Origin of the sequence: Streptomyces sp. NPDC047917 (assembly GCF_043204345.1) — a bacterium.
Classification (GTDB): domain Bacteria; phylum Actinomycetota; class Actinomycetes; order Streptomycetales; family Streptomycetaceae; genus Streptomyces; species Streptomyces sanglieri.
The window spans coordinates 1-25,780 of record NZ_JBIDCA010000024.1; the positions used below are offsets into that span (position 1 = coordinate 1).

The 25,780-nt window shown below is 68.8% G+C and carries 24 protein-coding genes and 4 pseudogenes; 8 read left to right on the forward strand and 20 right to left on the reverse strand.

The window, feature by feature from the left end; genetic code table 11:
* Both ACGF8B_RS39965 and ACGF8B_RS39970 read right to left on the reverse strand, forming a co-directional pair.
* Positions 1–196, reverse strand: a pseudogene (locus ACGF8B_RS39965) (GNAT family N-acetyltransferase); the annotation flags it as partial.
* Positions 193–1,476, reverse strand: a complete 1,284-nt coding sequence (locus tag ACGF8B_RS39970) for an XRE family transcriptional regulator (protein WP_392747604.1) — start codon at positions 1,474–1,476, stop codon at positions 193–195. The pseudogene ACGF8B_RS39965 and the gene ACGF8B_RS39970, both read right to left, overlap by 4 nt.
* Before the next feature lie 31 nt (positions 1,477–1,507).
* Here ACGF8B_RS39970 and ACGF8B_RS39975 point away from each other — a divergent pair.
* Positions 1,508–1,668, forward strand: a pseudogene (locus tag ACGF8B_RS39975) (restriction endonuclease); the annotation flags it as partial.
* Here ACGF8B_RS39975 and ACGF8B_RS39980 read toward each other — a convergent pair.
* Complete coding sequence (locus ACGF8B_RS39980) at positions 1,605–1,985, reverse strand: RNaseH domain-containing protein (protein ID WP_392747696.1); 381 nt, start codon at positions 1,983–1,985, stop codon at positions 1,605–1,607. The pseudogene ACGF8B_RS39975 and the gene ACGF8B_RS39980 overlap by 64 nt on opposite strands.
* On the opposite strand from ACGF8B_RS39980, the gene ACGF8B_RS39985 reads away from it, so the two are divergent.
* Positions 1,878–2,249 carry a hypothetical protein gene (locus ACGF8B_RS39985; protein WP_392747702.1) on the forward strand — a complete coding sequence of 124 codons (372 nt, stop codon included), beginning with the start codon at positions 1,878–1,880 and terminating at the stop codon, positions 2,247–2,249. The genes ACGF8B_RS39980 and ACGF8B_RS39985 overlap by 108 nt on opposite strands.
* 273 nt (positions 2,250–2,522) lie before the next feature.
* On the opposite strand, the gene ACGF8B_RS39990 is transcribed toward ACGF8B_RS39985, so the two are convergent.
* The 6 genes and pseudogenes from ACGF8B_RS39990 to istA all read right to left on the reverse strand — a co-directional run bounded on the left by ACGF8B_RS39990 (position 2,523) and on the right by istA (position 8,556).
* A complete protein-coding gene (locus ACGF8B_RS39990; RefSeq protein WP_392747605.1) occupies positions 2,523–3,800 on the reverse strand; it encodes an MFS transporter in 1,278 nt (425 codons plus the stop codon).
* Between the two features lie 45 nt (positions 3,801–3,845).
* Positions 3,846–4,604, reverse strand: coding sequence for a GntR family transcriptional regulator (locus tag ACGF8B_RS39995; RefSeq protein WP_392747606.1), 759 nt, complete (start codon positions 4,602–4,604; stop codon positions 3,846–3,848).
* A gap of 305 nt (positions 4,605–4,909) precedes the next feature.
* Complete coding sequence (locus ACGF8B_RS40000) at positions 4,910–5,503, reverse strand: DUF6191 domain-containing protein (RefSeq protein ID WP_392747607.1); 594 nt, start codon at positions 5,501–5,503, stop codon at positions 4,910–4,912.
* Positions 5,466–6,107: a histidine phosphatase family protein gene (locus ACGF8B_RS40005; protein ID WP_392747608.1), complete on the reverse strand. Its 642-nt coding sequence runs from the start codon at positions 6,105–6,107 to the stop codon at positions 5,466–5,468. Before ACGF8B_RS40005 ends, ACGF8B_RS40000 begins: the two co-directional genes overlap by 38 nt.
* Before the next feature lie 74 nt (positions 6,108–6,181).
* Positions 6,182–6,973 (reverse strand): IS21-like element helper ATPase IstB, encoded by a 792-nt coding sequence (gene istB, locus ACGF8B_RS40010; protein ID WP_392747610.1) that lies wholly within the window; start codon positions 6,971–6,973, stop codon positions 6,182–6,184.
* Positions 6,970–8,556 (reverse strand): annotated as a pseudogene (gene istA / locus ACGF8B_RS40015) (IS21 family transposase). Before istA ends, istB begins: the two are co-directional and overlap by 4 nt.
* 571 nt (positions 8,557–9,127) lie before the next feature.
* Here istA and ACGF8B_RS40020 point away from each other — a divergent pair.
* Positions 9,128–9,850: a hypothetical protein gene (locus ACGF8B_RS40020; RefSeq protein ID WP_392747612.1), complete on the forward strand. Its 723-nt coding sequence runs from the start codon at positions 9,128–9,130 to the stop codon at positions 9,848–9,850.
* On the opposite strand, the gene ACGF8B_RS40025 is transcribed toward ACGF8B_RS40020, so the two are convergent.
* From ACGF8B_RS40025 to ACGF8B_RS40045, 5 genes and pseudogenes are all read right to left on the reverse strand, one after another.
* On the reverse strand, positions 9,847–10,809 hold the full coding sequence (locus ACGF8B_RS40025; protein WP_392747614.1) for an alpha/beta fold hydrolase: 963 nt from the start codon (positions 10,807–10,809) through the stop codon (positions 9,847–9,849). The two genes, ACGF8B_RS40020 and ACGF8B_RS40025, sit on opposite strands and share 4 nt — an antisense overlap.
* A 33-nt stretch (positions 10,810–10,842) precedes the next feature.
* Positions 10,843–11,109, reverse strand: a complete 267-nt coding sequence (locus ACGF8B_RS40030; RefSeq protein WP_392747616.1) for a hypothetical protein — start codon at positions 11,107–11,109, stop codon at positions 10,843–10,845.
* Positions 11,110–11,141: 32 nt separating this feature from the next.
* A pseudogene (locus ACGF8B_RS40035) lies at positions 11,142–12,386 on the reverse strand (NF041680 family putative transposase); the annotation flags it as partial.
* Between the two features lie 155 nt (positions 12,387–12,541).
* Positions 12,542–13,609: a MerR family transcriptional regulator gene (locus tag ACGF8B_RS40040; protein WP_392747618.1), complete on the reverse strand. Its 1,068-nt coding sequence runs from the start codon at positions 13,607–13,609 to the stop codon at positions 12,542–12,544.
* A gap of 578 nt (positions 13,610–14,187) precedes the next feature.
* Positions 14,188–15,165 (reverse strand): Ldh family oxidoreductase, encoded by a 978-nt coding sequence (locus tag ACGF8B_RS40045; protein ID WP_392747619.1) that lies wholly within the window; start codon positions 15,163–15,165, stop codon positions 14,188–14,190.
* Between the two features lie 160 nt (positions 15,166–15,325).
* On the opposite strand from ACGF8B_RS40045, the gene ACGF8B_RS40050 reads away from it, so the two are divergent.
* Positions 15,326–15,490, forward strand: a complete 165-nt coding sequence (locus tag ACGF8B_RS40050) for a hypothetical protein (RefSeq protein WP_392747620.1) — start codon at positions 15,326–15,328, stop codon at positions 15,488–15,490.
* Between the two features lie 542 nt (positions 15,491–16,032).
* On the opposite strand, the gene ACGF8B_RS40055 is transcribed toward ACGF8B_RS40050, so the two are convergent.
* Positions 16,033–16,374: a hypothetical protein gene (locus ACGF8B_RS40055; protein WP_392747621.1), complete on the reverse strand. Its 342-nt coding sequence runs from the start codon at positions 16,372–16,374 to the stop codon at positions 16,033–16,035.
* 764 nt (positions 16,375–17,138) lie between these two features.
* Here ACGF8B_RS40055 and ACGF8B_RS40060 point away from each other — a divergent pair.
* Positions 17,139–18,062, forward strand: coding sequence for a type II CAAX prenyl endopeptidase Rce1 family protein (locus tag ACGF8B_RS40060; protein WP_392747623.1), 924 nt, complete (start codon positions 17,139–17,141; stop codon positions 18,060–18,062).
* A gap of 420 nt (positions 18,063–18,482) precedes the next feature.
* A complete protein-coding gene (locus ACGF8B_RS40065; RefSeq protein WP_392747625.1) occupies positions 18,483–19,091 on the forward strand; it encodes a hypothetical protein in 609 nt (202 codons plus the stop codon).
* Between the two features lie 268 nt (positions 19,092–19,359).
* Here the strand turns inward: ACGF8B_RS40065 and ACGF8B_RS40070 are convergent, their stop codons facing one another.
* Positions 19,360–20,034 carry a hypothetical protein gene (locus ACGF8B_RS40070; protein WP_392747627.1) on the reverse strand — a complete coding sequence of 225 codons (675 nt, stop codon included), beginning with the start codon at positions 20,032–20,034 and terminating at the stop codon, positions 19,360–19,362.
* Between the two features lie 108 nt (positions 20,035–20,142).
* On the opposite strand from ACGF8B_RS40070, the gene ACGF8B_RS40075 reads away from it, so the two are divergent.
* On the forward strand, positions 20,143–20,874 hold the full coding sequence (locus tag ACGF8B_RS40075; protein ID WP_392747628.1) for a hypothetical protein: 732 nt from the start codon (positions 20,143–20,145) through the stop codon (positions 20,872–20,874).
* A gap of 775 nt (positions 20,875–21,649) precedes the next feature.
* Here ACGF8B_RS40075 and ACGF8B_RS40080 read toward each other — a convergent pair.
* The 3 genes from ACGF8B_RS40080 to ACGF8B_RS40090 form a co-directional block, all read right to left on the reverse strand.
* Positions 21,650–22,351, reverse strand: coding sequence for a FadR/GntR family transcriptional regulator (locus tag ACGF8B_RS40080; protein WP_392747630.1), 702 nt, complete (start codon positions 22,349–22,351; stop codon positions 21,650–21,652).
* 102 nt (positions 22,352–22,453) lie between these two features.
* A complete protein-coding gene (locus tag ACGF8B_RS40085) occupies positions 22,454–23,662 on the reverse strand; it encodes an MFS transporter (RefSeq protein WP_392747632.1) in 1,209 nt (402 codons plus the stop codon).
* On the reverse strand, positions 23,659–25,098 hold the full coding sequence (locus ACGF8B_RS40090; protein ID WP_392747634.1) for an amidase: 1,440 nt from the start codon (positions 25,096–25,098) through the stop codon (positions 23,659–23,661). Before ACGF8B_RS40090 ends, ACGF8B_RS40085 begins: the two co-directional genes overlap by 4 nt.
* A gap of 99 nt (positions 25,099–25,197) precedes the next feature.
* On the opposite strand from ACGF8B_RS40090, the gene ACGF8B_RS40095 reads away from it, so the two are divergent.
* Positions 25,198–25,404 (forward strand): hypothetical protein, encoded by a 207-nt coding sequence (locus ACGF8B_RS40095; RefSeq protein WP_392747636.1) that lies wholly within the window; start codon positions 25,198–25,200, stop codon positions 25,402–25,404.
* Between the two features lie 17 nt (positions 25,405–25,421).
* Here ACGF8B_RS40095 and ACGF8B_RS40100 read toward each other — a convergent pair whose 3' ends face one another.
* A complete protein-coding gene (locus ACGF8B_RS40100; RefSeq protein WP_392747638.1) occupies positions 25,422–25,673 on the reverse strand; it encodes a hypothetical protein in 252 nt (83 codons plus the stop codon).
* Between the last annotated feature and the right edge of the window lie 107 nt (positions 25,674–25,780).

A 25,780-nucleotide genomic window follows, 5' to 3' on the forward strand; every position in this document is an offset into this window, starting at 1 on the left:
CGGGCTGGCCGGCGTCGAAGGCGATGACGCAGTCGAAGGAGGGCCGATCGCCCCAGTGGTCGACGAACCAGGCGAACTTCTCCGTCTGGTGGAAGGGGTCGTCCATCTCGGTGGCGTAGGCGTCGGCGTGGACGTCGAGGAGTATCTGCCGGATCGCGGGCAGATCCGTATGGCCGTAGCGGCTGATGGCGCTCATGTGCGGCTCCAGGTGGTGCGGTAGCGGTCGGCCCACTCCCGGGTGACAGGCGCGTTCGGTGCGGTGGTGATCAGGTCGCGGTAGAAGTCACCGAGCAGGGTCCGCAGCCGCCCGGGCAGGGTGGCATCGCCCAGGAGGGGGAAGATGCCGATAGTGGTGGCGGCCGCCTGGTCGAGGTCGCCCTGGTGGAGCTGGGCGAGCGCGAGCCGGGCGGTGGCGAACGCCCTGTTGCGGGCGAATACCTGGGGCAGGGCCGTGAGCGCGTGGTGGGAGGCGGCCTCGGCGGCGGGGAAGTTGCCGAGGCGGTCGTGGACGATCGAGGTGATGGCGTGGAGCTCGGCCCGGCCGTAGAACGCGATCCAGGTAGGCCGCGGACGGGCCAAGTCGGCCTTGGCGAGCGCCCTCTCGGCGTGTTCGAGGGAGCGCAGGGCGGGCCGGTGGTCGCCGAGGTGGGCGTGGGCGATGGCGGTCCGCGCGTGCGCGAGGCTGGCGAACAGCGGGTCGCGGCGGGTTACGGCCGTGGCCCGGGCGGCCTGGCCGGCCGCGAGGGACTCGGCGTGAGCGCCGCGCTGGTGGGCCAGGATCGCCACCGAGTTCCACACCCGCACCGTCGCGACCGGATCCTGCGCCAGCCCGGCCAACTGCAGGGCCCGCTCGTGCAGAGGCTGGGCACGACCGCTCTCACGGGCGTCCACGCACGACCAGGCCGCGGTCGCGGTGTAGTCGGCCGCGAGGGAGAAGAGCCGCTGCCGGGTGCGCTGGGTGGCCGGCTTCTCCTGGAGCGCGACGGCCTCCTGAGCGCCGGCGAGCGCGGCCCGTTCCAGGGTGTCGTGGCCGCCCCGCGAATTGTCCAGCGCCATGAGCGTGTCCAACTGCTGCCGCAGCCGCAGCACGTCACCGCTGCCGACCCCTGCCGCCGGCGGGCCGAGAACCGCGGCGCCTGCCGAGCCGGTCGTCAGCGCGAGAAAGGAACGGCGGTGCACAGGATCCTCATCCTCCACGGGCGCGGGCTTCTTCTTGCGACGATCGGGCGGAGCGAACCCTAAGACCGTCACCACCAGTCCGCTGACCTGCTCCAGCGCGATCCGGTACTTCTCCTGCGGCCAGGAAGTCTCACCCGAACGCCACTTGTGCACCGTGATCTCCGACAGCTCCCGCCCCGGCCCGGTGCTCTGCGTCAGCTGCCGTACGACGGCGTCCAGCTCCTTCGCGAGCGCCGGCGCCGACCACCCCTCGCGCTCCATCCAGGCGACGAACGCCTCGTTCCGTGCACGTGCCATCCCCTCACGGTAGAACCCAGCCCCACACCCCGCCGAAGTCGTCCTCCGCGAAGCCGACGGCCGCCTGTCCGCCCTGCTCAGGGCACCGCCCGCTGCGTCCAGAACCGTGCTCGCCTCGTACGGGCCCTCTACACGAGGCTGGACCGACTCACGGAAACCCTCCCTGATCTGGCCGCGGTGGGCTGGGAGTGATCAGTCGTGCGGATTCCGGCTGTCGCACCACCCGGTAGCTTGCCACCGAGCGCAGCCCCACTATCCGTTGCTCGCTTCGGCGATGATCTGCTGCTGCTCGGGGTCGTCCTGGGGCGCGGACCTGCGGTACTGGGGATGGTCAAGATCCATCTGCTGGGCGCAGTGGAGGGGGTGGCGTAGCGGGTGCGGTCGGACCAGGTGAGGGCCTGGTGGCTGAGGCGGGCCGTGGCGATGGCGAGGGCTTGGCGGGCGTAGCCATTCTGGGTGTGCATGGGGTTGATCTCCCGGGTGGTCATGGCGTACCAGGGAGAGTTCATCTCGTTCTCCTCGAACTCGCCGTCGGCTCCGGTCTTCTTTGCGGGTTCGGCTTGCCGGCGCGTCTTGTGCAGCAGAGCCGCGCCGCCGTGGTTGATGTCCACCGCCCACAGGACGTCCCCGGAGAGGGCGAGTACATCGCCAATGAGCTCCAGCAGGAGCCGGCCTCCCGCCAGAGGTTGTCCTACCTTTCAAGCGGGTCGGATCTGATCATTCGTAGGATCGGGGAAGCCCAGAGGCTCCGGGTATGGCTTGTCGCCGTTTGATGGCTCAAATAACTTGGCCGCCCGGAGCCCCGCGATCATCCCCCTAAGGGCTGTCCCGCAATTCCTGGCGGGCGTGCGACGACAACTACGGCACCTCGCCGCGTTGTCGGAACATCCACATACATCCAGTATGTGGACGTCCCTCCGCCTTGCGATGCACCGCATCTGACGCCGCACGCTGTTCCACCAGGAATTGCGGGACAGCCCTTAGACCGCACCCACTTCATTTCTGAGTGAAGACCCTTGGCCCTACAGGTCGTACGCGCTTGTTCGTCAGCCATCAGCGACACCCCAACGCGCGAACTCGGGGGCCTTCTCCGTCGGCAACGCGCGCATTGTCCGAAGCGGTGACAGGAAGTTGGGAAGGACACTCAGCGTCATACCCGCTGCACCGATCCACAAAGTGCCTGCCGCTCCGAACACAGAGCCCGAGGCTCCACCCAAAAGCCCACCAACAGGAATGCCACCCCAGGAAACGAACCGAGCCGTTGCGCTCATCCGACCCAGAAGCCGATCCGGCGTCAGGGCCTGCTGGAAGCTTGACTGAGCCACCACGCGGACGACTCCACCCAGTGACAGAGCCGCGAGTCCGATCGCAGCCACATACACGCTCCAACCCGCTCGCGCCAACGGCATGAGCACGGTCAACGGACAGGTAACCAGCGACGCCAGCCAGATGACCGGACCTTGCCCGACCCGCTTGGAGACCCTGGTTGCCAACAGTGCGCCCAGCAAGGCACCACACCCCATCCCCGAGAAAATGAGGCCGATGCCAAAGGACTGGAGACCAATCTCCCGCTCCAAAAAGACCAGCAACATGCTCTGATACATGACCAGGAAGAGGTTGAATATTGCATCCCCCAGCACGATCGCACGGAGGGTAGGGTACTTGACGACGAACTTCAGCCCCTCCTTGATCTCGCGAGACAATTTAGGATGCTCACCCAGCTCAGGCTGCTCTTCGCGTTTCCTGATGGTAATCGCGAGCAGCCCCGACATGGCCATCCCGGCCGAACTCACCAAAAGCGTTACAGGAGCTCCAACCAGGCCGACCAGCGGCCCCGCCACCGTCGGCCCGCTGATACTGGTCACCGAGCGTATGGCCGACAGTTTCGAGTTTCCTTCCACGAGATGGCCGCGTCCCACCAAGTGCGGGAGATAGCTGACGTATGCAACATCGAAGAAAACAGTCAACACTCCATGAATCAAGGCGACTGCATAGAGCCACCAGATGGTGAGAAGACCCGCCCACCAAGCCACCGGAATCGTCGAGAGGAACAGCGCGCGAGCGAGATCGGTGCCGATCATCACCGATCGCTTCCGCATGCGGTCCACCCACGCGCCCGCCGGCAACCCGACCAGGAGCGATCCTGCCGAAGTCATCGCGGTCAGTATGCCCACCTGGAACTCGTCGGCACGTAATGCCGCGATGGCAACAAGAGGCAAGGCCAGAAAGATGATGCGGTCGCCCAATTGACCGAGCGCAGTGGCAGCAAACAATCGCCCGAAGTCCCGATTGCGCAAGAGGCCGAGCCGGGAGGATTTTGCCATGGAATACCCTACTGTCGAATTGTCGATGCTAAATGGCTTCAATGACTACGGACGGTCGACTCCGAACTCGTAGACCACTTCCCGGCGCATGTCCGGAATGACCATGTCGGCCGTTTCCACCGGACGTCTGTCCGAGTCGAAGATGATCCGCTCGATCTGCAGCACGAGGTCCCCCACGCTGATCCCCAGAAGGTTCGCCTGCGCCTGGGTGGCACGGGCCGGGCGCGGCACCTCGACCACAGTCGAGATGACCACGCCAATGGAACGCATGCGCTCGACCACCCCCTTACCCGCCAGGGGACCCTTTTCGGGCAGCACAATCGGCGTACCATCCGTGATAGCCATCGGCTCCCAGGATTCGGAAAGCTGGACAGGCTGCCCGTCGGCGAGGAACTCGTAACGCGTATTGACACAGAGGTCCCCGGGACTGATGGCGAGCCGCTCGGCGATTGGCTCGGGGGCGGGGACGCGCACTTGGCTGTGTGAATCCCAGGCGTCGGCCCTGCCCCGCTCCCTCCTGTCCTGCCAGGGAGGAGAGCCCTCCCGGCGTTCGCGGTGCCGCGAGCGGACCAGCCGGAGGCGCTCTCGCGGCCTGCGGACGTAGGTGCCCGAGCCGGCGCGCCCTTCAAGGAGACCTTCGATGATCAAACGGTCCATGGCCCTCTGTATGACGTTGCGTCCGACCCCGTACTCCACGGCAAGCCGAGCCCGGGACGGCAGGCGCTCCCCGATCTCCCATTCCCCGGCGAGAATCCGCGCGCGCAGCACGTCGGCTACTGCAAGGTACGGCGCCTCTCGGGGCATGGAAAATCCTCCGGTTGTCCTGCTCTGCGGCAGCTGGTCATTCCCAGGGGGCGTTGGCAAGTTACTGCACCAGGAAAAAGCTGCTGGAGTAGAAATACGCTCCGAGCTCATGCGCCTACGGAGGTAGTCGGCAAGCAGACCAACTCGCCGCTGATCGGCCGCCAAGGCGCGCGGACATAGCGTGCTGGTGCGGGGGCAGCGGTCCGGCAACATGACCGGCTTCTGCCGGTCCGTGGATGCGCAGGGCTGGAGGAACCCCAAAACTCCTGGCAGCCGTGCATGAGCAGGTACGACGTGCCGAACCGTTAGGGCGCGTCGTACCTGCTCGTGGCGCTCTGCGCGGGGCGGATAACCGCCTTGCCGGAGTCGAGGTCAACCGAGCTGGGAGGTGCACCGGATTCGGCGTCGTCCCGGAGGACAAGTTGGCGTTCCCGCTCCTGTTGCACATGCCGCTGTGACGGATGGAAGAGCTCGCCCCAGGCCTCAGCAGCGGATGCTCCGCCGCCGCCATGCCTGCGCCGCCGCCAGCCGGCCCACGCAAAGAGGAACAGCCATAGGCAGATGACGACACTGACAGTCGTAAGAAGCAAGGGTTCTCGCCTTCCAGGCACCGATGGTTCGTGCTGACAGTCTGCTGACAACCGTGCACAACGGCCAGTGCAAGCCGAGCCAATGACTTGGCGGTGAGAGAGCCGGCTCAGCCGCCTGGCTCCGTTCACTTTTAGCAGCAGCGTTTGTCCGACACTTTGGGCAGCAGACGGACGTCGCCGGGCTCGGGAATGTTCACGAGAAATAACGTCAGCGCATGGACGGCCCGCCGCCCGTGAGGGCGGCGGGCCGTCGAAGCGGGCCAGGTTGAGGTCAGCCAGATGTGGCGGAGTCGAGATGACGGGTGTCACCGAGGCTGACGACTTGGCGGTTGCGGAAGAAGTCGTCTTCGCGCAGTGTGGTGATGCTCCCGGAGGGCGCCCGGAAACTGGCATAGCCGGCTGACCCGATCGGCATCTTGATCCAGGACGCCACGACGCACGTCAATGAGCCACCGTGCGTCACGATGATCTGGTGTTCGCAAGGGTTCCGCAGGATCTCGTCCATGGCTGCGTAAACGCGTTGTGCCCACACTGCCTTGGTCTCTGCACCTTGCACGCCCTCGTCGTGGTCCATTCGCTCCCCGACAGCCGGCGGTGGGATGAAGCGCCGGTCGAGCCACTCCTGCGGCCTTCCTCCCGCCTCGCCGTAGGACTTCTCCCGCAGCCTGCGATCCAGGACCGGCTTCACGCCGAACAGCTCGGCCACCTCATCGGCAGTCCGCCGGGTGCGCTGCAGATCCGAGGAGAACAGCTCCACCTCGGCGCCGTCCGGGATCTGGGCCCGCAACGCCTGGGCGATGGAGACCGCCGCAAGGACGCCGGCGGGCGTCAGCTGCGAGTCATGCCACCCGCCGACGACTCCCTCGACGTGGTGTGTCGCCTCCGGATGGGTGACGACGTAAAGAGTGCGCATGAGTGCGTGCCTTCCGGTAGATAGCGTCCTGCCTGGTTACAGACTGCAACTATGGAAGGGGCCGTTCAGAACCATCAAGCGGGTTCTTCGGCTCGGGCTCGTGTGCTGGCGAGGCGGTAGGAGTCCTTGCCGGTTTCGATGATGGTGCCGTTGAAGGTGAGGCGGTCGACGATGGCTGCGCAGAGGCGGGGGTCTGTGAAGGTTTTGGTCCAGCCGCCGAAGGACTCGTTGGAGGCGATGGCGACGCTGTTCTTCTCCTCGCGTTCGGTCAGCACTTGGAAAAGCAGTTCGGCGCCGTGGCGGTCGAGTTCCATGTAGCCAAGTTCATCGATGCAGAGAAGATCGACGCGGCCGTAGCGGGCGATTGTCTTGTTCAGCTGCTTCTCGTCTGCGGCCTCGACCAGCTCGTTCACCAGCTTCGTGGCGAGGGTGTAGCGGACGCGGTAGCCCTTCATGGCGGCCTCGGTGTCCAGGGCGATGAGCATGTGGGACTTGCCGGTGCCGGAGTCGCCGATCAGGCAGAGCGGCTGGCTCTTCTTGATCCATTCGCAGCTGGCGAGGGTGTGGATGGTCGCCGCGTCGATGTTCGGATTGGCCTCGAAGTCGAACGCCCGCAGTGACTTCCCCCGCGGGAAACCGGCTGCTTTGATCCGCCGTTCCGAACGGCGTCGGGCTCGGTCGTCGCACTCGGCCATCAGCAGTTCGGCGAGGAAGCCGCAGTAGGTCATCTGGTCCTTGACCGCTCGGTCTGCGATGTCGTTGAACTCGTGCCGGATCGAGGGCAGCCGCAGCAGGCGGCAGGCGGTGTCGATCGCGGCGTCGGCGGCCTGCTCGGTCAAGCCTCGCTGGCGGGGCAGGGTGGTCACTGTGCTTCTCCCTCATGGTGGTCGCTGCCACTGGTGCGGCGGCGTCGGAGCAGTTGGTCATAGGGGGTCACCGACGGCAGCGGCCTGGTGTCCGGCGGAAGGTGCGCAAGTCGCCACTCGTGCAGCGACGTGACAGTTGCTGGCGTCTGCCCGGAGCCCACCAGGATGGATGCGTTGCCGGTCGGCTCGTCCTCGGTCTGGGCGGCTTTGCGGGCCTCCAGAGCGACCGCGTCGGCGGTCAGCGCGCCGGCCCGCAACGCGGTGGCCAGGCCCGCGACGACATGCTCGTGGGCGAGATGCCGGTTCAGCAGCAGGACCTCGATCAGTGCCCGGGTGCCGTCCCGCTCGCCGTGGACTTTGCGGGCCTGGGCCCACCAGGCGTCGTGGACCGGGGTGAACTTGCCCGCGGAGCGGGCCTGTTCCAGGGCCGTGGCACCGGGGAAAGCGCCGGGCTTGCGGATGAGGGCTTCGAGGTAGTGGTCCAGGTCCAGGCGGCAGCTGCCCTTCGCGATCAGCCTCTCGTGCCGGGCTACTTCGACGTTCTTGTCGTAAACCACCAGGTGAGAGGCGTGCAGGACGACGCGCACCCGTTTGCCGATGAGGCGGGTCGGGACCGAGCAGCGGTTGGTGCGGACGGCGATCTGGCTGTAGCGGTCGACACATGGCGTGAACAGTCAGCCGGTTTCGAACGGCTCCTCCGGCAGCGGCATCAGCAGCGGCTGCTCGACGGCGAAGTACTCGTCGACGGTCCGAGCCCGCGAACCGATCCGGCGGTGCCCGTCGTGCAGGTCCCACTGGTCGACCATCTCGTTCAGCTCGGCGAGGGAGTCGACTTCCGGGACCGGGGTGAAGTGGTTGCGGCGGAAGTAGCCGATCATCCCTTCGACGCCGCCCTTCTCGTGGGCACCTTCGATGCCGGGGCGGCAGTAGAAGCTCTCGATGTTGAAGTGCGAGCGGAAGGCGATCCACCGGTCGGTCTCCACCCGGGCCCTGTTCAGGCCGAGCACCTGGGCAACTGCCGACTTCAGGTTGTCGTAGCGGATCTTGCTCCGAGGGACACCGCCCAGCGTGCGGAGCGCGTGTACGTGCCCTTCGAAGAAGGCTTCCTGGCCGCAGGAGGCGAAGACCCGGTGAACGGCTTTGCCCGAGTAGGACATGCGGAGCGAGAACAGGTAGCAGGTCACCAGCTCGCCGGCGAGGCGCACGGTCACGTCGCCGAAGTCGACCTCCGCCTCGTGGCCCGGCAGGTGGGTTTGCGGCACGAACGCTTCCACCGGGACTTTGCCCGAGGCCGCGAGGATCTCCGGCTTCCGGCCGGAGACGTAACGTCGGACCATCTGGTAGGACACATCGGCGCCGTGCTCCTGGACGAGCCGGTGGAAGATCCGCGTGATCGTATGCCGCTGTTTGCGCGGCGCGTCGATGTCCGTCCGCAGCATCTCGTCGATCACCGGCTTGTACGGATCCAGCGCAGTCGGCCGCGGCGGCAGCTTCTTCCGCGGCTGCGGCCAGACGGAGTCCACGGCCTTCTTGACCGTCCGCCACGACACGTTGTACTTGCGCTCAAGCTCGCGCATCTTCATGCCAGCACGGTGATCACGCCGGGCGCCGCGTACAGCTCGACCTTGGACGTCTGCGGCATGACCAGGACCTTCACCAGGAGCATCCCGATGCTGCCCTGGCAAGTACCTCAGCGCTGCCAAAACTCGTGAACATCACCCGACCGTGGATCTGGGTGCCTCCCAAACCCGTGAACAGCTGACGGCACTACTCGTGAACAAAGCCACAGGATCGATCGCGCGTACAAGGAGCAGCTGCGCCGTGCGGCCGAGCGCCAGAAGGCGGAGCGGGAAGCGCGCCGTCCGGCGTGCGCCGGCTGCGGCACGAAGCTGACCGACGACCGCTGGAAGGCGGCCCAGGCACACCCGACGCCGGGGCCGCGGTGGCATCCGACGCTGTGCGACGGATGCGAGGACCGGGCCGTCCGGGCCGGGAGTCAGGCCGAGAACGAGCACCAGGAGCAGGAGGAACAGATCCCTGGGCAGAAGGCCGGCGGCTGGTTCTCACGCCTGCGCACCTGACCCGGGCGGCCTTCCGCCGGCGACCCTGGGCAAGCCCGCGTTGCCGGCGGCGGCTGGAAGGCGTGGACAGTCCATGGACATGCCGGTGCGCCGGCAGTACGCGGCGATCAGCAGGCCGGTGACCAGACAACAACCAAGCGTCGGCAACGAAGTGCCCCGGCCCCGCTGTGTCAGTGGGGTGCGGCATGATGCCCGAATGGATCAGGTGGATCAGGGACTGGCAGCACTGATAGCCGGCGTGGCCGCCTTCGGCGGAGCCGTCATCAGCGGTTGGTACACCGGACGATCCGCCCGGGTCGGCGCAGAACGCGCCGCGGCAGCAGTCCTTGAACAAGTCACCAAGCAAGCCGCAGCAGAACACGGTCACTGGCTGAGACAACAGCGCCAAGACGCCTACACGGCATTGCTGGCAGCGTTCGACCGCGCTGCCGACGCTCTCGGCCCGGTGTTCGAGGCCTGGGCACTGGGCTACCAGGGGATGGACGCCCCAGCCGTACGTGAACTGTGGAGGCCGGTAGACGAAGCTGATCTGGCAATGCAGCGAGCCATAACGAGGCTGTCCATCGTTGGCCCGGATGCGGTGGAACGAACCGCCGGGGATCTACGCCTGACCATCATGCATGTTCGCACGAGCTTCTGGAACAGAAGACCGAATGAACGGGACTCGGTGACGCAGGAGCGAGCTCAGTGGACGGTGCGCCAACAGGACCTACATAAGCGGTTCGTCGCCGAAGCGCGTGCAGTTCTTCAGTCCCCATCTGCGGCACCGTCAGACGAACGGCGCCAGCTCCGCTAACGGGCTCGGTCCAGCTCCACCCGTATGCGTGCCAAGCGGCGGTTGCCCGGCCCAGGTTCAGACGTGATGGCGGCCGGCCAGGTCCCTCTGCACCGGCCGCCAAGAATGGAGTCGAGGAATCGGCGGATTGCAATCGCTGACTCCTTCGGCCTCCGTAGATGGGGCCAGTGGTCGGCGTTCAGTTCGATCAGGGTGGTGCCGGGGCGTCGAGATGCCATCTCGCGGGCCTGTGCGGTGGGCAGCACAGTGCTGGCCGTGCCGTGCAGGAGCAGCGCGGGGCAGTGGGAGCTCAGCCATTGGTTCCAGTGGTCGCCGAGCACGCGGGTGTCGGAGTCGACCATGTCCGCAGGGTGAGAGCCGAGCCGCCACCCGTCTTGGTGCGGTCGCAGTCCGTTTTCCAGCAAGGGTGTCAGGGAGCCGCAGGCGGAGAGGAGTTCCTCGCGTGTGGGGGCGGAGTACGGAAGGCCGAGCAGAACGGACAGCGGTGCGGGGTCCACGACTGGCAGGTGTGCAGGCCCGTCAATGTTGATCAGGGCGCTTACAGCGTCAGGTTGGGCTGCGGCCAGGTAGTAGGCGTTGATGGCACCGAGGGAGTGCCCAAGAACGGGCAGGGGCTGATGGTCAAGGCCCAGGTAGGTGAGCAGAAGACTCAGATCGTCGAGGTATCCGTTCCGGTCGTACTGCTTCGCCCGGTCGGAGTCCCCGTGCCCTCGCTGATCCAGTGCGACCACCCGCCACCCGTCGGGGCTCAGGGCGCGGGCGAGCTCTGCGAAGTCAGCTCCTTCGCCAAGGTGTCCGTGTAACCCAAGCAAGGGCCGCCCCCCTGCGGGCCCGAAGTCGAGATAAGAGAGGCGCCGCCCGTTGGGAGTGATGAGGTATCCGCGCACGGGCTGACCTGGGACTGGTTCGGTGGGCACGGCTTCACGATAGAGAACGCACACGCAGGCGTGCCACAGCATCGTCAGTTCAGAAACAGCTTCTTAACTTGCCGTTTAACCTCGGCGTGAAGTGAGTCGAGCGAGTGACTCCGTGGGCCAGCAGAGCCATTCGAGAAGAGGGTTGGTGACCACGAACCAGTGGACGCTGATTCGGCCTTGCTTCTTGTCCAGGATCAGTGGGGCTTCATCCCGGTAGACGTAGCGGAGATATCGGCGACGGACCGGCGCTCCGGCTATCAGCAGCACTGGCGAGGCGACAAGGATGGCCACGGGGACCAGGGCCCTTGCGGTGGTGAGCTTCGCCTTCTCCTCGTATCGCATGCGCTCAGTGTGCTGATCCTCGAAGTCGCTTGTCAGCCTGTCCTGCGGGGTTTGGTGCCGACCTTGTGGTGGGCGGGTCGGCTGTATGCCTCGCCGGTGGCGAGCACTCTGCCCACATCATGACGAGTGGCTGGGCGGCGGTTCTTCGAACCCGGGGGCCGACCTGGCCCGGGCCGGGACGGTTTCGGTGCACCGGCTGGAGAACCGGTCTTCGCGTGCAGGTTTCTGAACCCCCTGCGGACGCGGGCTGGTGTCAGTCTGTTCGGTTCGGCCGGCCTCTCCCAAGGCCTCCGGAGGTCGGTGGTCAGTGGGCGGACGAGCCGGAGCTGGGCGAAGGCGGCGATCACCAACCACGTCCACCGGTCGGCCGCCTCCGAGCTGCGGAGCCGGGGCTTGGTCCAACCGAGCGTCTGCTTGAACAGGCGAAAGGTGCGCTCGATGTCGAAGCGCCGGAGGAAGGACTGCCAGCAGCGGTCGACGTCCGCTTCGGTGGCGCCGGTGCCCGACCACCACAGCCATACCGGCTTGTTGACCCCGCCGCTGGGCAGCTTCTCCACGACCAGGCGGATGATGGTGCCCTCGATGATGGGCAGCGGGCCGTCGTGGTCGAGCCATGCGGCCCGGCGGGTCAGGCGCGGGTGCAGCCGGTCCCACGCCTGCGCGGTCGCCTTCCCATAGAGCCGGGTGGCCGTGTCCGTCACGGCCTGCTCGACACTCCAGGTGGCGGGGTCGCCGAAGACGAACTCGCCTCCGTGCTTGGGCGGCCGGCCACCCTTGGGGTCGTAGACCCGCGGCGGTGTCGGCCGCCGCATCACGCGGTCCGAACGGAGCCCCCCGACGATCTCGACTGGCAGCCCCGCGAGCAGGTGGGCGATGCGCGGAGCGTCGTATCCGGCGTCCAGCACGACCAGGACCTGCGGGTCGCCCGGCCGCCACTGGGCGGCGGTGACCAGTCGCTCGACGACCTCTCGAACCTGCGCTGAGGTCACCGCGGCGACGTCGGCGCCGGGCTCCAGGCGGACCACGTCCAGCACCGCCGTTCAGGACGTGCGGCCGGTCTCCAGCGCGGCCACCACCGAGTACGGCCAGCCGGGCACCATTTGGTGCTTGCCCTCACCCCGGCCGAACGTGTGGCAAAAGGCCCGGTCAGCACACGTGCTGGCTTCCGGCCTCAGCCACGGCGAGACGTCCACCGCCAGCACCAGCCGACCGTCCGCCGCCCTCGGCAGCGGCATCCCGGCCAGGGCGCGACGCAGCCGGGCGACATCGATCTGCCCCTATCTCGTCGGCCGATATCCTCGCCCCTCGTGCTGGTGGCGTCACACGCCGAGGCCCAGCTGCTGTGACGGATTCCCTGGGTTCCTCAGCACCAGCACCCCGATCCGGCTGCCTCCGATTGTCCGGGGCGGGCCGGATCAGGGCGAACGTACAGTCAGTTCTCCAGGCGGACCGGCATCAGGATCGAGAAGGTGCCCTCGTCGTCGGGCCGGCGGATCGCGATCGGCGCCGTGGGGGCCCCGAGCTCCAGAAACAGTCGGTCCCGCGCTCCGGCGGCCAGCGCGTTCAGCAGGAACTCACGGTTGACCGCGACGCGGTTCGGGCCGTCGTCGCTGTCCGCGCAGAGGGTCACCATGCCGCCGTCCTCCACCCTGAGCACGCTGAGGTCGGGCGCTCCCGCCTCGCCGGCACGGACAGGACCGGTCTCCAGGGCCTCCCGGAAGGCCGCCACCTCGACAAGGGCGCGACGTCCGCCGGCCGTCGGCAGGAGACGACGGTAGTCGGGGAAGTCGTGGTCAAGGCACTGACCGGCCGCCTGCCTGTCCCCGGCCTCCAGAGTCACGCGGCCACCGTCGACGCACAGCCGCACGGGTCCCTCGCCGTCCGACAGCGCCCGCATCGCGTCGACGAGCGGGGCGGGCACGATGACCTGCACTCGGCTCCCGTCGTGTCCGGCGACGCCGACCTGCGCGACAGCCATTCGGTACCGGTCGGTGGCCACGACGTGGAGACTCTCCCCCTCGATGTCGAACAGGACCCCGCCGAGCATGGGCAGTTCCGGGTCGGTGCTCGCCGCGAAACGGACCGCGTCCAGCGCGGCTGCCAGCTCGGGCGCGGCGATGGACAGCCGGACGGTGGCGATGCGGAGCGAAGTCATGACGTTCTCCCTGTGATCGAGTAGTGCCTGGAGCGCGGAGAACTCGCTGCGGGCATCGGACAGCCCTTGTTCGATGCGGCGCAGGTGTGCCTTGAGCAGCTTCCGGACCAGGTAGGTGTCCGCGCCGGACCAGCTGGCCAGCACCAGCCGGATGTCCGCCAGCGGCACCCCGGCCCGGCGCAAGCGGGCGAGCACCCGGGCCTCTTCGAGCTGCTCGGGTTCGTACCAGCGGTATCCGCTCACCGGATCCACCCAGGCCGGGACCAGCACACCGGCACGGTCGTAGAACCGCAGGGCACTCACGCCCAGGCCGCTGTCGCGGGCCATCTCGCCAATGCTGCGCATGTCGTTCTCCACACCCGGCACTCTGGGCCCTGCACAAGGTCGAGGGTCAATCTGGCTCCGGAACGGGCTGCGGGCGTCGGCTGCCGGGCTGGCAGGTGGTCACATCTGGAAGATGGGCTGGCCCTGCGGAACGTGCGAAGTGGCCGCAGGGCCGTCCCGGGAGCACCGTCCTGTCAGGGCACTCACGCCCGACCGTACGAGCAGCAGTGGTTCACCGCCCGGCGGAGCTGATGCATGCGTGCTTACCCCAGCCACGGGCGCAGTCACGATGAGCCCGCTGCTGCCGAACTCCTGTGCAGCTTGCTACCGCACCCGGTCATGTGCTCCGGCCGGGTGGGGGCCGGGGCGGTGACAGGGCCGTCTACTCTCATGTGGGGCCGCGCCCGCCCGGTGGTGACCTCACCTCGAAGCCGATGCCACCGCCGGGTTCATCGCCGGCCGGCCGCGGCGAGTCGCCGGCCCACGGGAGGTGCGGGATGTATCGATCCCTCAGGTGCCGGTGCTCCGTGGCAGAGCTCGTCGCCGGTGAGCCGGCAGCGATTCGGTCGGGTGGGCGCGGGCATCTTCGCGATCCTCGGTCAGGGCGTCATGAGCGCTCGGTAGACGTCGTCGGGGATTTCGACCTCGGTGATGGGCGTCTTCCGGCGGCCGAAGTCCGCGCCGTACTCGGAGGCGAGTCGACTCAGATGATCCTCCGCTCGCTGTGTGTACGAGGTGTCGAATGCGGTCGGGTCGATTGCCGCGACGAACAAACCTAGGCGCGGGGACCGGGTTCCGGAGTCGAAGGGCGCCGCATCCTGTGAGAACGATCCGCCGGCCACGGCGGCCAGCATCTCGACCATGAGCGCGATGTTGGCACCCTTGACACCTCCGAACGGCAGGAGCGCGCCGCTCAGGGCGGCGCGTGCGTCGCAGGTCGGGTTGCCATCGGCGTCGAGCGCCCAGCCGTCCGGAATGGCCTCGCCTCGCATCGCCGCGTCGCGGACGGTCACCCAGGCGGTCGCGCTCGTTGCCTGATCGAACATCCGCGGACCCGACGGGTGAGGCAGCGCGCACGAGAGTGGATTGGTACCCGTGATTGCCACGCGCGCGCCGTACACGGCCATGAGCGCCGGCGAGTTGGCGCATGCCAGGGCGATCAACCCCTTCTCGGCGACGCACGATGTGTAGTGACCGAGCTCTCCGGCGCTGAAGGAGTTATACATGGCGAGAATGGCCACACCGCTGGTGCGAGCCCGCTCGACAAGGGCTCCGAGGGCGTGGTCGAACGCGAGCTGCGCGGTGCCGCAGTCGGCGTCGACGGTGACGACGGCGGCCCGAGCCGAGGCGACGCGAGGCCGGGCCACGCCGTTCAGACGTCCGTATCGGAGAGCGGAGAGGTAGTCGAGCAGATGCGCCGCTCCCACTTCACGCCTGCCTCGGCGCTCGGCGGCAACGGTCGCTGACGCGAGAACTGCGGCCGTCTCTGGGGATCCGCCTGCGGACCGGATGGCAGATTCGCACAGTGATTCCAGAGCGTCCAGCGGCATCCGGTGGGAGGAACGGTTTGAAGTCATGTCCCTCGAGGCTATCGGAAGGCGCAGAGTCACAGGCCGCGTGGAGTCGTTCGCGACGACCAGCGCCAGGGCCTGTGGCTCCACCACACCACCAGGCCCTTCAGCTGGGACTTCGGCATCGCCCCTTCTCCGGCCGGAGGGCGCGGACAGCCTCACCGCCATGGCGATACGCGGAGCCCGGGTCGAGCCCGGCACGATGCGGGCAGTGTGGGATCAGACGTGTGCGGTCCGCCCGCAGGACGCCCCGGAGAACGGGCCCGGGACCTCCGAGCGCATCGTGGCGGCTACCACGCCGAACCAGACCAGCACCGACAGCCCCGCATGAGCAGTCCCGACCGCCCGGTCCTTCTTTCTTCTCGACGGCGACATCACCCTCGACGAGTTCTACAGCTACGTCCATGACCGAGTCGTCGACGAGATGCCACAGCAACGGCCCGAGATGACTTGTAAGTCCGTGACACAAAGAAGCTCATCGAGCAGCACCCGAACCTCACGGTCACCACCGGCGACGTCCTCGGCCCCGCCTCGGTGACAGCCGCAGCCGACGGCCCCGGTCACGACGCCACCATCGCACCGGCCGCACGCATCGGAGGTCGGGGTACGTGGCCGTCAGGGCTGATCTGCGGGCGGCTCGTGCGCGGGGCGTCCGAGCCTCCTGGCTCATCAGACAGATCGACTGGTCCGCTTCCGATCCCCACGAACCGGCCTGACTTCGCTACGGCCGGCAGGATGGTCATGGTGCGGAGCCGACTCGCTCCGCGCCACATCCGTGCTGCGCCCCATCCCGTGCCGCCAGTCTTCTCGTGCACGAGGGTCTCGGTTGCCCGCTGTGCCCTGGCGCCGGGCAACTCCGGCTCAGCAGGCCGTTCAGAAGAATTCGTGCCGGCAGAAGGCATGTCCCCCAGAAGTGAGGTACCGGTCCTCGCTGCCGTGGAGGAAACGAGGCCGAAGCGGCGCGCCCTGACGGTCGGTGGAGGCGGTCATCGTCTCCTGCATTTCCCGCGCGGTGACTTTGCGGCCGTACTCGTTGCGGATGGTCACACCAGGGCGGTCGATGAAAGCGAGCCAATCGCCCAGGGTGGTGAGGCCTTGATCGGAGTGGGCGCGGAAAAGAAACCGCTGTGCGGCGACGGACTGGCCGATGTGCAAGCCCTCGCCGTCTGGCCGGCCACCGACGAACGGGCCGAAAGCGTAATAGTTGACGCTCATGATGCTCTCACTCCTCGATGCTGCCGTTGCGATGCCAACGCAGCTGGTGGCTGAACAGCCGTGCTCGGGATACGCCTTCTCCTCGCGGGGACGACAGAAGTCCGTGAGCTCGATCAGCGCCTTCTTCGCCCCTCCGACGAGCACGTAGCTGGAGAACGACCATGACCCAGCGTCCCCTTCACCGGCAAGGCGATAGGGATACGGCGGCCCCTTCGTCCCGTCCCGGAAGGGAACTACCCGGGACGGGACGGTTGCGCCGGGGCTCTGGTGTTCCGTCACAGCCAGCTGCACGCGGGTGCGTCCAGCTGCCCACCGGACCCAGCACGTCAGGGTCGCACGAAAGGGATGTTCACCTGCCGGCCGCAGCCCCCGAGCAACAGCCCGCACCAGAACGTATCGGCTTCGTGCCGGCAGCGGAAAGCATCCACCTCGATCGCCTCCAGGGGCAGTACCAGCGGCACCTTCGACTCAGCACTGCCAAGGACCGCCGTCTGAATCTGCAGCCTGTCACCGGCATGAATCCCCTACCCTCCGCAGTGCTTGCCGGGCCCTGCGCGACCATCGGCCGACGTTGAGTTCTCGCATGGCATGCATGTGGTCCACCACGGCCCGCGGCAGGCACCGCCGCGTGAGCCGAAGCGCCGCAGCTCCTGCATCGAAAGATGTATCGGCATCTCATCCGCCGCTACGACCCCGGTGATCGCATGGACGCCGAGGATGGTGAATACCCCTGGTGCGACCGGGTGTTCAGCAAGGAGAGAGCCATGACCGACCCTCGCCCCGACTCGTCCGGCCACTGCCCTGCTCCCCCTCTCTCCCTCTCCAGGGTCCTGGGTCGAGCCCTGGGCGGCGGTCTCATCATGGCCGTGGCGCTGGGGGCCGGGACCGCGGTGGGCCCGGTGGTCGCCGACGCCGCCGGGATGACCGGGTTCGCGGCCCGCCTGGTGCCTGCCGTGCTCGTCAGCGTGGTGGCCATGCCGCTCGTCGTGTTCGCGCTGCGTCGGCGGCGCGGCTCGCTCGCGGACATCGGGTTCGGCGGTGCGGGCCCGAGTCTGCGGGCCCTGCTCGTCGGGGTGGGTGTGACGGCGGGGGCCGCGGCGCTGGTGCTCGGTGCCGGGACAACCGCCGGGATGCTGCACTGGTCGCGCCCTGACCTGCCCATGCTCGCCGGGTACATCGTGACGAACGTCGTGATCGCTCTGCTCCTTGAGGCGCTGCCCGAGGAGACGACGCTGCGCGGCCATACATGGACGTCGTTGCGGAGCCGGTTCGGCGGGGTGGCATCGGCGCTCGGGACGACGGCCGTGTTCCTGGTCGTACCCGGTGTCTCGACGGTGGTGGAGGCAGGCGCGGCGCGCCTCGTCGGTGGCGAGGCAGGGCCCGTCGGTCTCGCGCCCGGAGGGCAGAATGCGGCCGACTACCTGATTCTGCTCACCGTGTTCGGCCTGATGCTCGTCGCGGCCCGAACGGCGGTGCGGCACGCTCCCCTGTGGGCCGGCATCGGCGCGCATCTGACCTTCCTCACCGTCAACCGGGTTGTGTTCGAGGGCGACCGGCGCGGTGCGGGGTGGTCCGTGGAGGCGACGCCGGGGGCGGAGCTCCTCGTACCCGCGTATTTGCTGGTCGCCATGGCCGTGTTCGCGCTGTGGCGGCGGACACGGTCGGGCAGGCTGTCTCGTCGGGTGTGATGCCGGGCGAGGGCTCTCCAGTTCTTGAGGTGGGCGATGCCGTCTTGGACGGGGATTCTGGCTGAGGAGTGGGCGAAGGGGGCGGCCTCGTGGTGTGCCATGAGCCATTGCAGATGCCCGCGAGGCCGACAACTGCCACGAGACCGCCGAGGAACTCGCCGACAGACTGGAGAAGTACGCCCGCTTCTTCCGAGGGAAGACGAAGGACACCGACGGCAGGGAACGCCCGCCAGACGAACACGTCTGCGCCGATAAGACTCGGCCGTGGCGCTCTCGGGAACCGCGGTCGCCGGGTATGCAATTGGACTGGAGCGTCCTGGCTCCGTCGCTTCACTCGGCGGAGTGGAGTCGGCCACCCGCAGGGGGGCATTTCGGCGTCGCATGCTTCGGCTTCGTTGTGGTCCGCCCGACGATGGGCACATGTCACTGACCAGCCTGCGCTCGCTGGCCCGCCGCGTGGTACCCACGCTGCTGGCCGCCCAAGCCGCTTTCCTCCCCCTCCAGCCCGCCTCTGCTGCCGAGCACATGGCACACCCGTGCCGGTCGTTCGCCGGCTGCGGTTCGGTCATCATCGCCCCCGTTTCCCAGACACCCCCGGACCACGGTGACTGCACCAGCCCGGAGCCGGTCGTGTGCCTGATCCGGAGCGAGACTCCTGAGGAACGAGAGGTCGCCCGCAACCAGCGGATGCAGTATCACCAACTCCTCGAAGACATGGAGCGCAAGGAATGCGCCATGCGCGCAGACGGGCGCTCGGAGGAGGACATCGCCCGCACACTGGGCCAGATGCGCAACGAGGCCAAGGATATCGTCCGCGCCGGGATGACCCCGGAACAGGTCGCGGAACTTGAGGAACGCAACCAGAAGAAGTACGGCAACCCGCTCGGCCCGACGGCGGACCAGCTCTACTTGAAGTACGGCTCCTGGGAGAAGGTCGCCGAAGCCGCCACACGTTCGAGCGCAGCCGTGGACCACGAACTCGGTCTGGAATTCCGCCACTGCCCCTGTGAAGTGCTCCAGGAGGCATGACCCGGCCATCACCCACCCTTAACTCATGCGCGGCAAGGCCACAGCTCTGACCACGCCGAGGACGGCACACACCCAACACCACAGCGTCATCGGACGACCCGCATGGGCCCCGGACTTCTGGGCCGATGTCCAGGAGCTCATGGAGAGACTCGCATTCGAGCACGAGGAATGGTCGTACGCGAAGCAGAAAGCCACCGGGTACACACAGGACACCCTCTTCTTCAGCCTCACGTGACACCGCGGGCCCGGGGGAGGGCGTCAGGCGGGTTCAGCCCCAGGTCTTGCCGCTGACCTGGTCCGGTCCGAAGTAGCGGGAAGTGACGGAGGCAAGCGCCGGTAGTGGGCCGCCGTCCAGGCCGAGGCGGCCCAGCGCGTGCTTGAAAGTGTGGACCACGCAGGTCCGCACCGCGAGCACCGGCCCGTCGTCCATGTCCCCGCAGTCGTGGGCGGACAGCGGCCGGTTCTGCCGGCGCGCCAGGGCGAAACAGGCCAGCGTCGTGCGTCCGTCCTCGTACCGGAAGTAGTCGGTGATCGCCCGGTTGCCGAAGTCCATGTGGGCGAACACGACCGCGATGTCCTCGTCGCCGTACGGGGCGGCCCGCAGCGCCGGCAGTATGTCGAGCACCTTCTCGCCGCAGGCGAGCAGGCGGGCCTCCTCGTGCGAAGGGCCCCACGGCGGCGGATCGTCGTCAAGGTCCGGTGTGTCCCACGGATACTCCTCGGTCCGCAGCACCGTACCGACGGGAGGCCGGTCCCAGCGGGCCTGCCCGCTGACGCTGCCCCAGTTGAGACTCGCGTTGACGCACAGCCGCCCCGCAAGGAGCCCCCACGGGGCCCGGACCACACGCTCGCGCGCCAGCTCGACCGCGAGCCGGCCGAACGCCTCCGACCGCAGGAGAGTCGGCTCCGGGGGCGCGATGAAAGCGTCGGTCCAGATTCCCATGCCCTTCTTGTAGCAACAGGGTACGGCCCGGCGCGACCGTGTTTACGGGCAACCGGACAAGCCACGCAGTTCGATGAGCTCGTCGCGCAGTACCACCGGCTGCAGATCATGCGGCACCACGCGCTGCCCGCGTACGTGCCCGGCGCGCTGACCCGCGCCCGCTCGACCCTGGTGCGCGACCCGGCGCTCGCCACCGACGCCGAAGCCCGGCTGGTCGAGGCGATCGCCGAGGAGCAGCGTGCCCACGAGCGGCGGCGGACCGAGTTGCAACAGCAACTCGCCGTGCTGCGGGCCGTGGCCGATCCGCTGCGCGACGGCCTGCTGTTCGGCACCGGCCGTCCGCTGGAGGACGCGGTGCACGACGTCCTCAAGGCAGCCGGCGCCACGGTGACCCGCCTCGACGACGTGTACGGCACCAAGTCGGCGGACCTGCTGGCCGAGTACGGCGGCCGCCGATTCCTGGTCGAGGTGAAGTCGGCGAACAACCGGCCACCGCACAGCCTGCCCGACAAACTGCTCAAGCACCTGAACACCTGGCCCGGTCTGAACGGGACCGAGCCTGTTGACGGCGGCGTCCTGGTGGTCAACCACCAGATCAAGCTCCAACCCGCGCAGCGGGACGTCGAGGTCTACACCGACCGTGCGTTCGCCGACGCGCTGACCGTCCCGGTGATCGGCAGCGCCCGTCTGTTCGACTGGTGGCGCTGCGAAGACTGGGATGCCGTGCGACACACCGTCTTCGGCGACACCGGCGGCGCGCAGCCTCCCGAGACCGCCGTGCCGGATGCCGATCCGAAGGCGCCCGGTCGGCCCGGCCTGCTCTCGCGCCTGCGCCGGTAGCCAGCAGACGCCCGAGCACGACGGGCCACCACGTCAGACCGCTTCGGCGTTGAGGATGACCGTCACGAGGTCGACCCAGGTGTAGCCGCCCGCCACCACGTGCAGGTGTCGGACAACCGGAGCCACAAGGGCACCTGGGCGTCTGTGATGGGTCGGGGTGGTGTCAGCGGGTTGGGTGACAGCGGGTTTTGATGGTGCGGGTGGCTTGCTGAACAGCGCGTTCTCGTTGGATGTTGTCGAGTCATGGCTGTCGTGGGATGACTATTTCGCTGTCATGGAGTGAGGATTCTGCCTAGCACGCTCGTGGCCTGGCTGACACGAGGATGAACATTCCTGTGTCCTTGATCGGGGCAGGGGGTGTGTGCTGGCGGGTATGACCGCTGAAACATCGCCGCCATTGCCGTTACCGCCCCCGCTGTCATTGGCCTCGGCGGGATATGAGAGGCCGACTGCTGTTCCTCGGTCGCGGGACCGGGCGCTGATGCGGTCTGTGGTGGTACGGCGTCTTCTCGTTCTGGATGAGGCAGGCACGCTGCAGACGGTGCATGTCCGTATCGCTGCCGAGACGACGGGAGTCCATGTCCGTACGGTGTGGCGCTGGCTCGCGGACGCGAAGGAGTCGGGCCGGGCAGAACCCGTACCACGGCGTGGGGTGTTCGCTCTTGATGACGAGATCAAGCGCGAGATCGGCAGATCCGGTTCCTTGCCCGCGAGGGCCGACAGTTGGCCTGGTGGTTGGGCGGGGGTGGGAGTGCCGGTCGCTGTGGGGCCGCGCTCAGCGTGGTCCCACGCCCCCGACGCGCAACCTGTCCAAGGTGCGGTCCAGATTGCTGCGGGTCGCCTTGACGGCGGTGTCCGGATCCCCGGCGGCGATCGCCTCGACCAGCGCATGGTGCGCGTGGTCGATCGCGTGCTGTTCCTTGCCGTCGTGCAGGTCGGTGTCGGCCAGCAGATGCGCGGCCGCCGCGCGCAGGGCGTCGACGAACGAGTCGAAGAGCCGGATGAGCACCGGGTTGCGCGCGGCCAGCACCACCCGGCGGTGCAGGTCCAGATCTGCCTCGACGAGCGCGGCCAGGTCGGTGGCCGCGTCTCGGGTGGCCAGCGCCTCCCGCAGCGCGGTCACGTCCTCCGGTGTGCGTCGCCGCGCGGCCAGCCGGCCCGCTTCCACCTCCAGCGCCGCGCGGACCTCGTACACGTCGAAGACCGCCGAGCGGCGTAGTTCCCGGTCGAGATCGGAGACGGGGGAGGTCGCGGCGACGTAGGTGCCCGAGCCGTGTCGGGCGCGCAGTTGACCATCGGCGATCAGTACCCGGACCGCCTCGCGCGAGGTGGTCCGGCCGACGCCGAGCAGTCGGCTCAGCTCCACCTCGCCCGGGAGTCTAGAGCCGACCGGCCACTCGCCGGTGCCGATCAGTCGGCGGAGCTCGGCGACGGCCTCCTCGACCAGCGAGCGATGGCGTACCGGTCGAACAGTCATGGGACGACTTTACAGGTCCCAGGACCGCGCTCCGGGGCCGGTCCGGTAGTAAGCCTGCCGGACCGTGGACCTGTCCGGCTCGCGTACAGCCGGGGGCCTTCTTCAGCTCACCGGCTTCCGGGCCGGTTCGGGCAGCGGCTCCATCGGCACCGGCACCGGCAGCACCCGGTCGCGCAGGCGGAGCGCGCAGGCGAGCGCGACCAGCAGCAGGCCGACCAACAGCGCGAGCACCGTGCGCAGTCCGTACACGTCGGCCAGCCGGCCGAGCGCCGGTGCGGCCAGTCCGCCCACCGACATGGCGAGCCCCAGGGTCAGCCCGCTGGCGGTGCCGGGCCGGGTGGGCAGGTAGTCCTGGGCCAGCGTCACCTGGGGGGCGAACGGCAGGAACATGGTCAGCCCGAACAGCACCGCGCCCGCCACGGCCACGCCCGTGGACGGAGCGAACGCCACCGCGGCAAGTGCAGGGACGGCCAGCAGGTAGCCGGCACGGATCGGCGCGAGTCGCCCGTACCGGTCGCCCAGCCAGCCCCCGAGGAGGGTGCCGGCCGCCCCGGCCAGGGTGAGGAGGGTGAGCGCCGTGGCGCCCACGCCCGCCGAGGCGTGCAGATCGCGCTGGATGTGCAGCGCGAGCATCGAGGTGACCGTCACGTACGGCACCGACCAGCCGACGGTGGCCGCGGCCAGGCGTCCGAACGCCCGCCAGTCGTCCCGGTGCCCGCTCACCACCGCACCCCGCACGGCCGGCGGGACCGCCGGTGTGTGTCCCCGTCGCCGCAGCCAGGGGCCCTGCGCGGCCCAGAGTGTTGCGGCCACCAGGGCGGGTATGGCCAGCAGCCAACTGCCCGTCAGGCCGAACGAGCCGACCACGAGGGTGACCAGTGCGGGCGCCAGTGAGGCGCCCAGCGTTCCGCCGACCGAGAACAGGCTCATCGCCCGCTGGGACTGTCCGCCCGCGGCCCGGGCCTGGTTGGTGGCGGGCGGGTGGTAGGCGGCGATGCCGATCCCGGCAAGGGCGACGCAGAGCCAGGTGATCAGGTAGCTGTCGGCCAGTCCCGCGCAGGTGAGCCCGCCCGCAGCGGTGAGGAAGCCGGCCGGGATGAGCCAGCCGCGGTGGCGGCGGTCCACCAGCAGGCCGAACAGCGGCTGGACCACGCTGGACAGGCCGCTGGCAGCCAGTGCGATGCCCGAGACGGCGGTGTAGCTGTAGTGCCGTTCGGCCATCAGGAACGGCAGCAGTGCCGGGACCGCGCCCTGGTACAGATCGTTGACGACGTGGGTGCCGGTCAGGAAGACCAGCTGGCCGCGCTTCACCGCGCCCTCCGCCCGGGCCGCTTCGTCACCGGCCGGGCGGCGTGGTGCGGCCAGGGCCGGGCCCGTTCCAGTTGGGCGCCGAGGGAGAGCAGGACGTCCTCCCGGTGGAGCCTGCCGGTCAGCATCACACCGACCGGCAGACCGTCCGGTGTCCGGTGCAGCGGCAGGCTGATCGACGGCTGCCCGGTGAGGTTCGCCAGGGGGGTGCGCGGGGTGTGGGCGAGCATCCGGAGGTAGGTGCGTTCCGGATCGGCGGGGTCGACCGATGAGCCGACGGGCAGCGGCGGTTGGTCCGTGGTCGGGCTCAGCACGGCGTCGAACCCCGCGTAGCGGCGGCAGAGGGCGCGGGCGGTGGCGGACAGCGACGCCATCGCCGCGTACAGCCGTACCGCGCCGTGCTCGCCGCCCCGGGCCCGCAGCCAGCGGGTGAGCGGCAGCAGACGTTCCTCCCGCTCGGGGGGCACCGGCACCGCGGCGGCCAGCACGCTCCACAGCACGGTGAAGTCCGCCAGGTACTCGGCGGGGTCGTACGGCGGGGCCTCCTCCACATGGTGGCCAAGTCCGGCGAGGAGGTCGGCGGTGCGACGGCAGGCCAGTGCGGCCTCGGGGTGCTGAGCGGCGGTCGGCGGCAGCGCCCCGATCCTCAGGGGGCCGGGTTCCCGTTCGACGCAGGCCCGGAAGTGGCCGGGGGGCGGGGCGGGCAGGGCGGCGGCGTCGCCCGGGGTGCTGCCGGCCATGGCATCCAGCAGCAGGGCGGTGTCCGCCACCGTCCTGGCGAGTGGTCCGGCGGTGGCCAGCCCCAACGCGTCCGTCGCGGGGGCGGGTGTCACCCGCCCCCGGCTCGGTTTGAGGCCGACGACTCCGCAGGCCGCGGCCGGGATCCGGACCGAGCCGCCGCCGTCGCTGCCCAGGGCCCCGGCGGCCAGTCCGGCGGCCACCGAGGCGGCGGCCCCGCCGCTGGAGCCGCCCGCGCCGCGGGTGAGGTCGTACGGGCAGCGTGCGGTGGCGAAGGCTGTCTCGGTGTAGGCGGAGCAGCCGAACTCAGCGGCGGTGGTGGTACCCAGCAGGACGGCGCCGGCCGCCCGCACGGCGCCCACGACGGTGGCGTCGGCCGGGGCCGTCCGGTCGTCGAAGGCTGCAGAGCCCGCCGTGAACAACAGTCCGGCGACTGGCCAGGTGTCCTTCACCGAGAGCGGCACCCCGAGCAGCGGCAGCGAGCCTTCGTCGTCGCCATCCCCTGCGGCGGCCAGCCGGGCCTCGACGGCGGCGGCGGCCCGCCGGGCGCCGGGCGCGTCGATGGTGCGATAGGCACCCAGTTCGCTGTTCGTCTCCTCGATCCGGCGCAGGTGGTGGTCGACCAGCTCGGTCGGCGAGACGGCGCGGCCGCGGATCGCCGCGGCTTGTTCGGTCAGTGTCAGGTCATGAAGGTCTGTCATGGTCACCCCTAAAGTCCTCAGGTCCTCTGAGGACTTTAGGGGTGACTCGACTGGAAAGCAAGGCAAGCCTTACCCCGGCTCACCCGGAAACTCACCAGCGTGACCGCCCGCCGCGCTCTTGGCTCCGGCCCCCAGGCTCCCGCGCACCACATCCGCGCCGCCCAGGCCGACCTGCTCGACGCTCTCCCCGGAGAGCGCCTGTCCGACCTCGACGAACTACGCGCCCGAGGCGTACTCGGCTCCCGCCCGGCAGTGCCCCCGTCCCCGCGCCGGACCCTCGGAACCGGCGCCGCGCCGACAGCGTAAATACCAGCCCATAGCGTTTACCGCTGCTGTTCCTGGTCGTAGCGAGCGGCGATTTCCGCGCCTCGGGCGAGGATCCTCTGCTCCAGTGCGCTCATCCCGGCGGGGGTGTACTCGCGTTCGTGGACGACGGCCCAGCCGATCGCGCCGTCCGGCCCGGCTGCGGTGGTGAGCCGCGGTTCGGCGGTGTCGGGGCGGGCCGGCGCGTGACGTCCCTGGTGCACGATCACGTCGCCACGGGTGATGGTGAGCCGGTCGGGGCAAGCCTCCATCCACGGCGTCTCGACCGGGACTCCCCAGCCCGCCCCGACGACTGATAACTCAGTTATCACCCCGGAAGCATTGACCTCCGTGCAAGTTGCTTCCTCGTCCCTTCCCT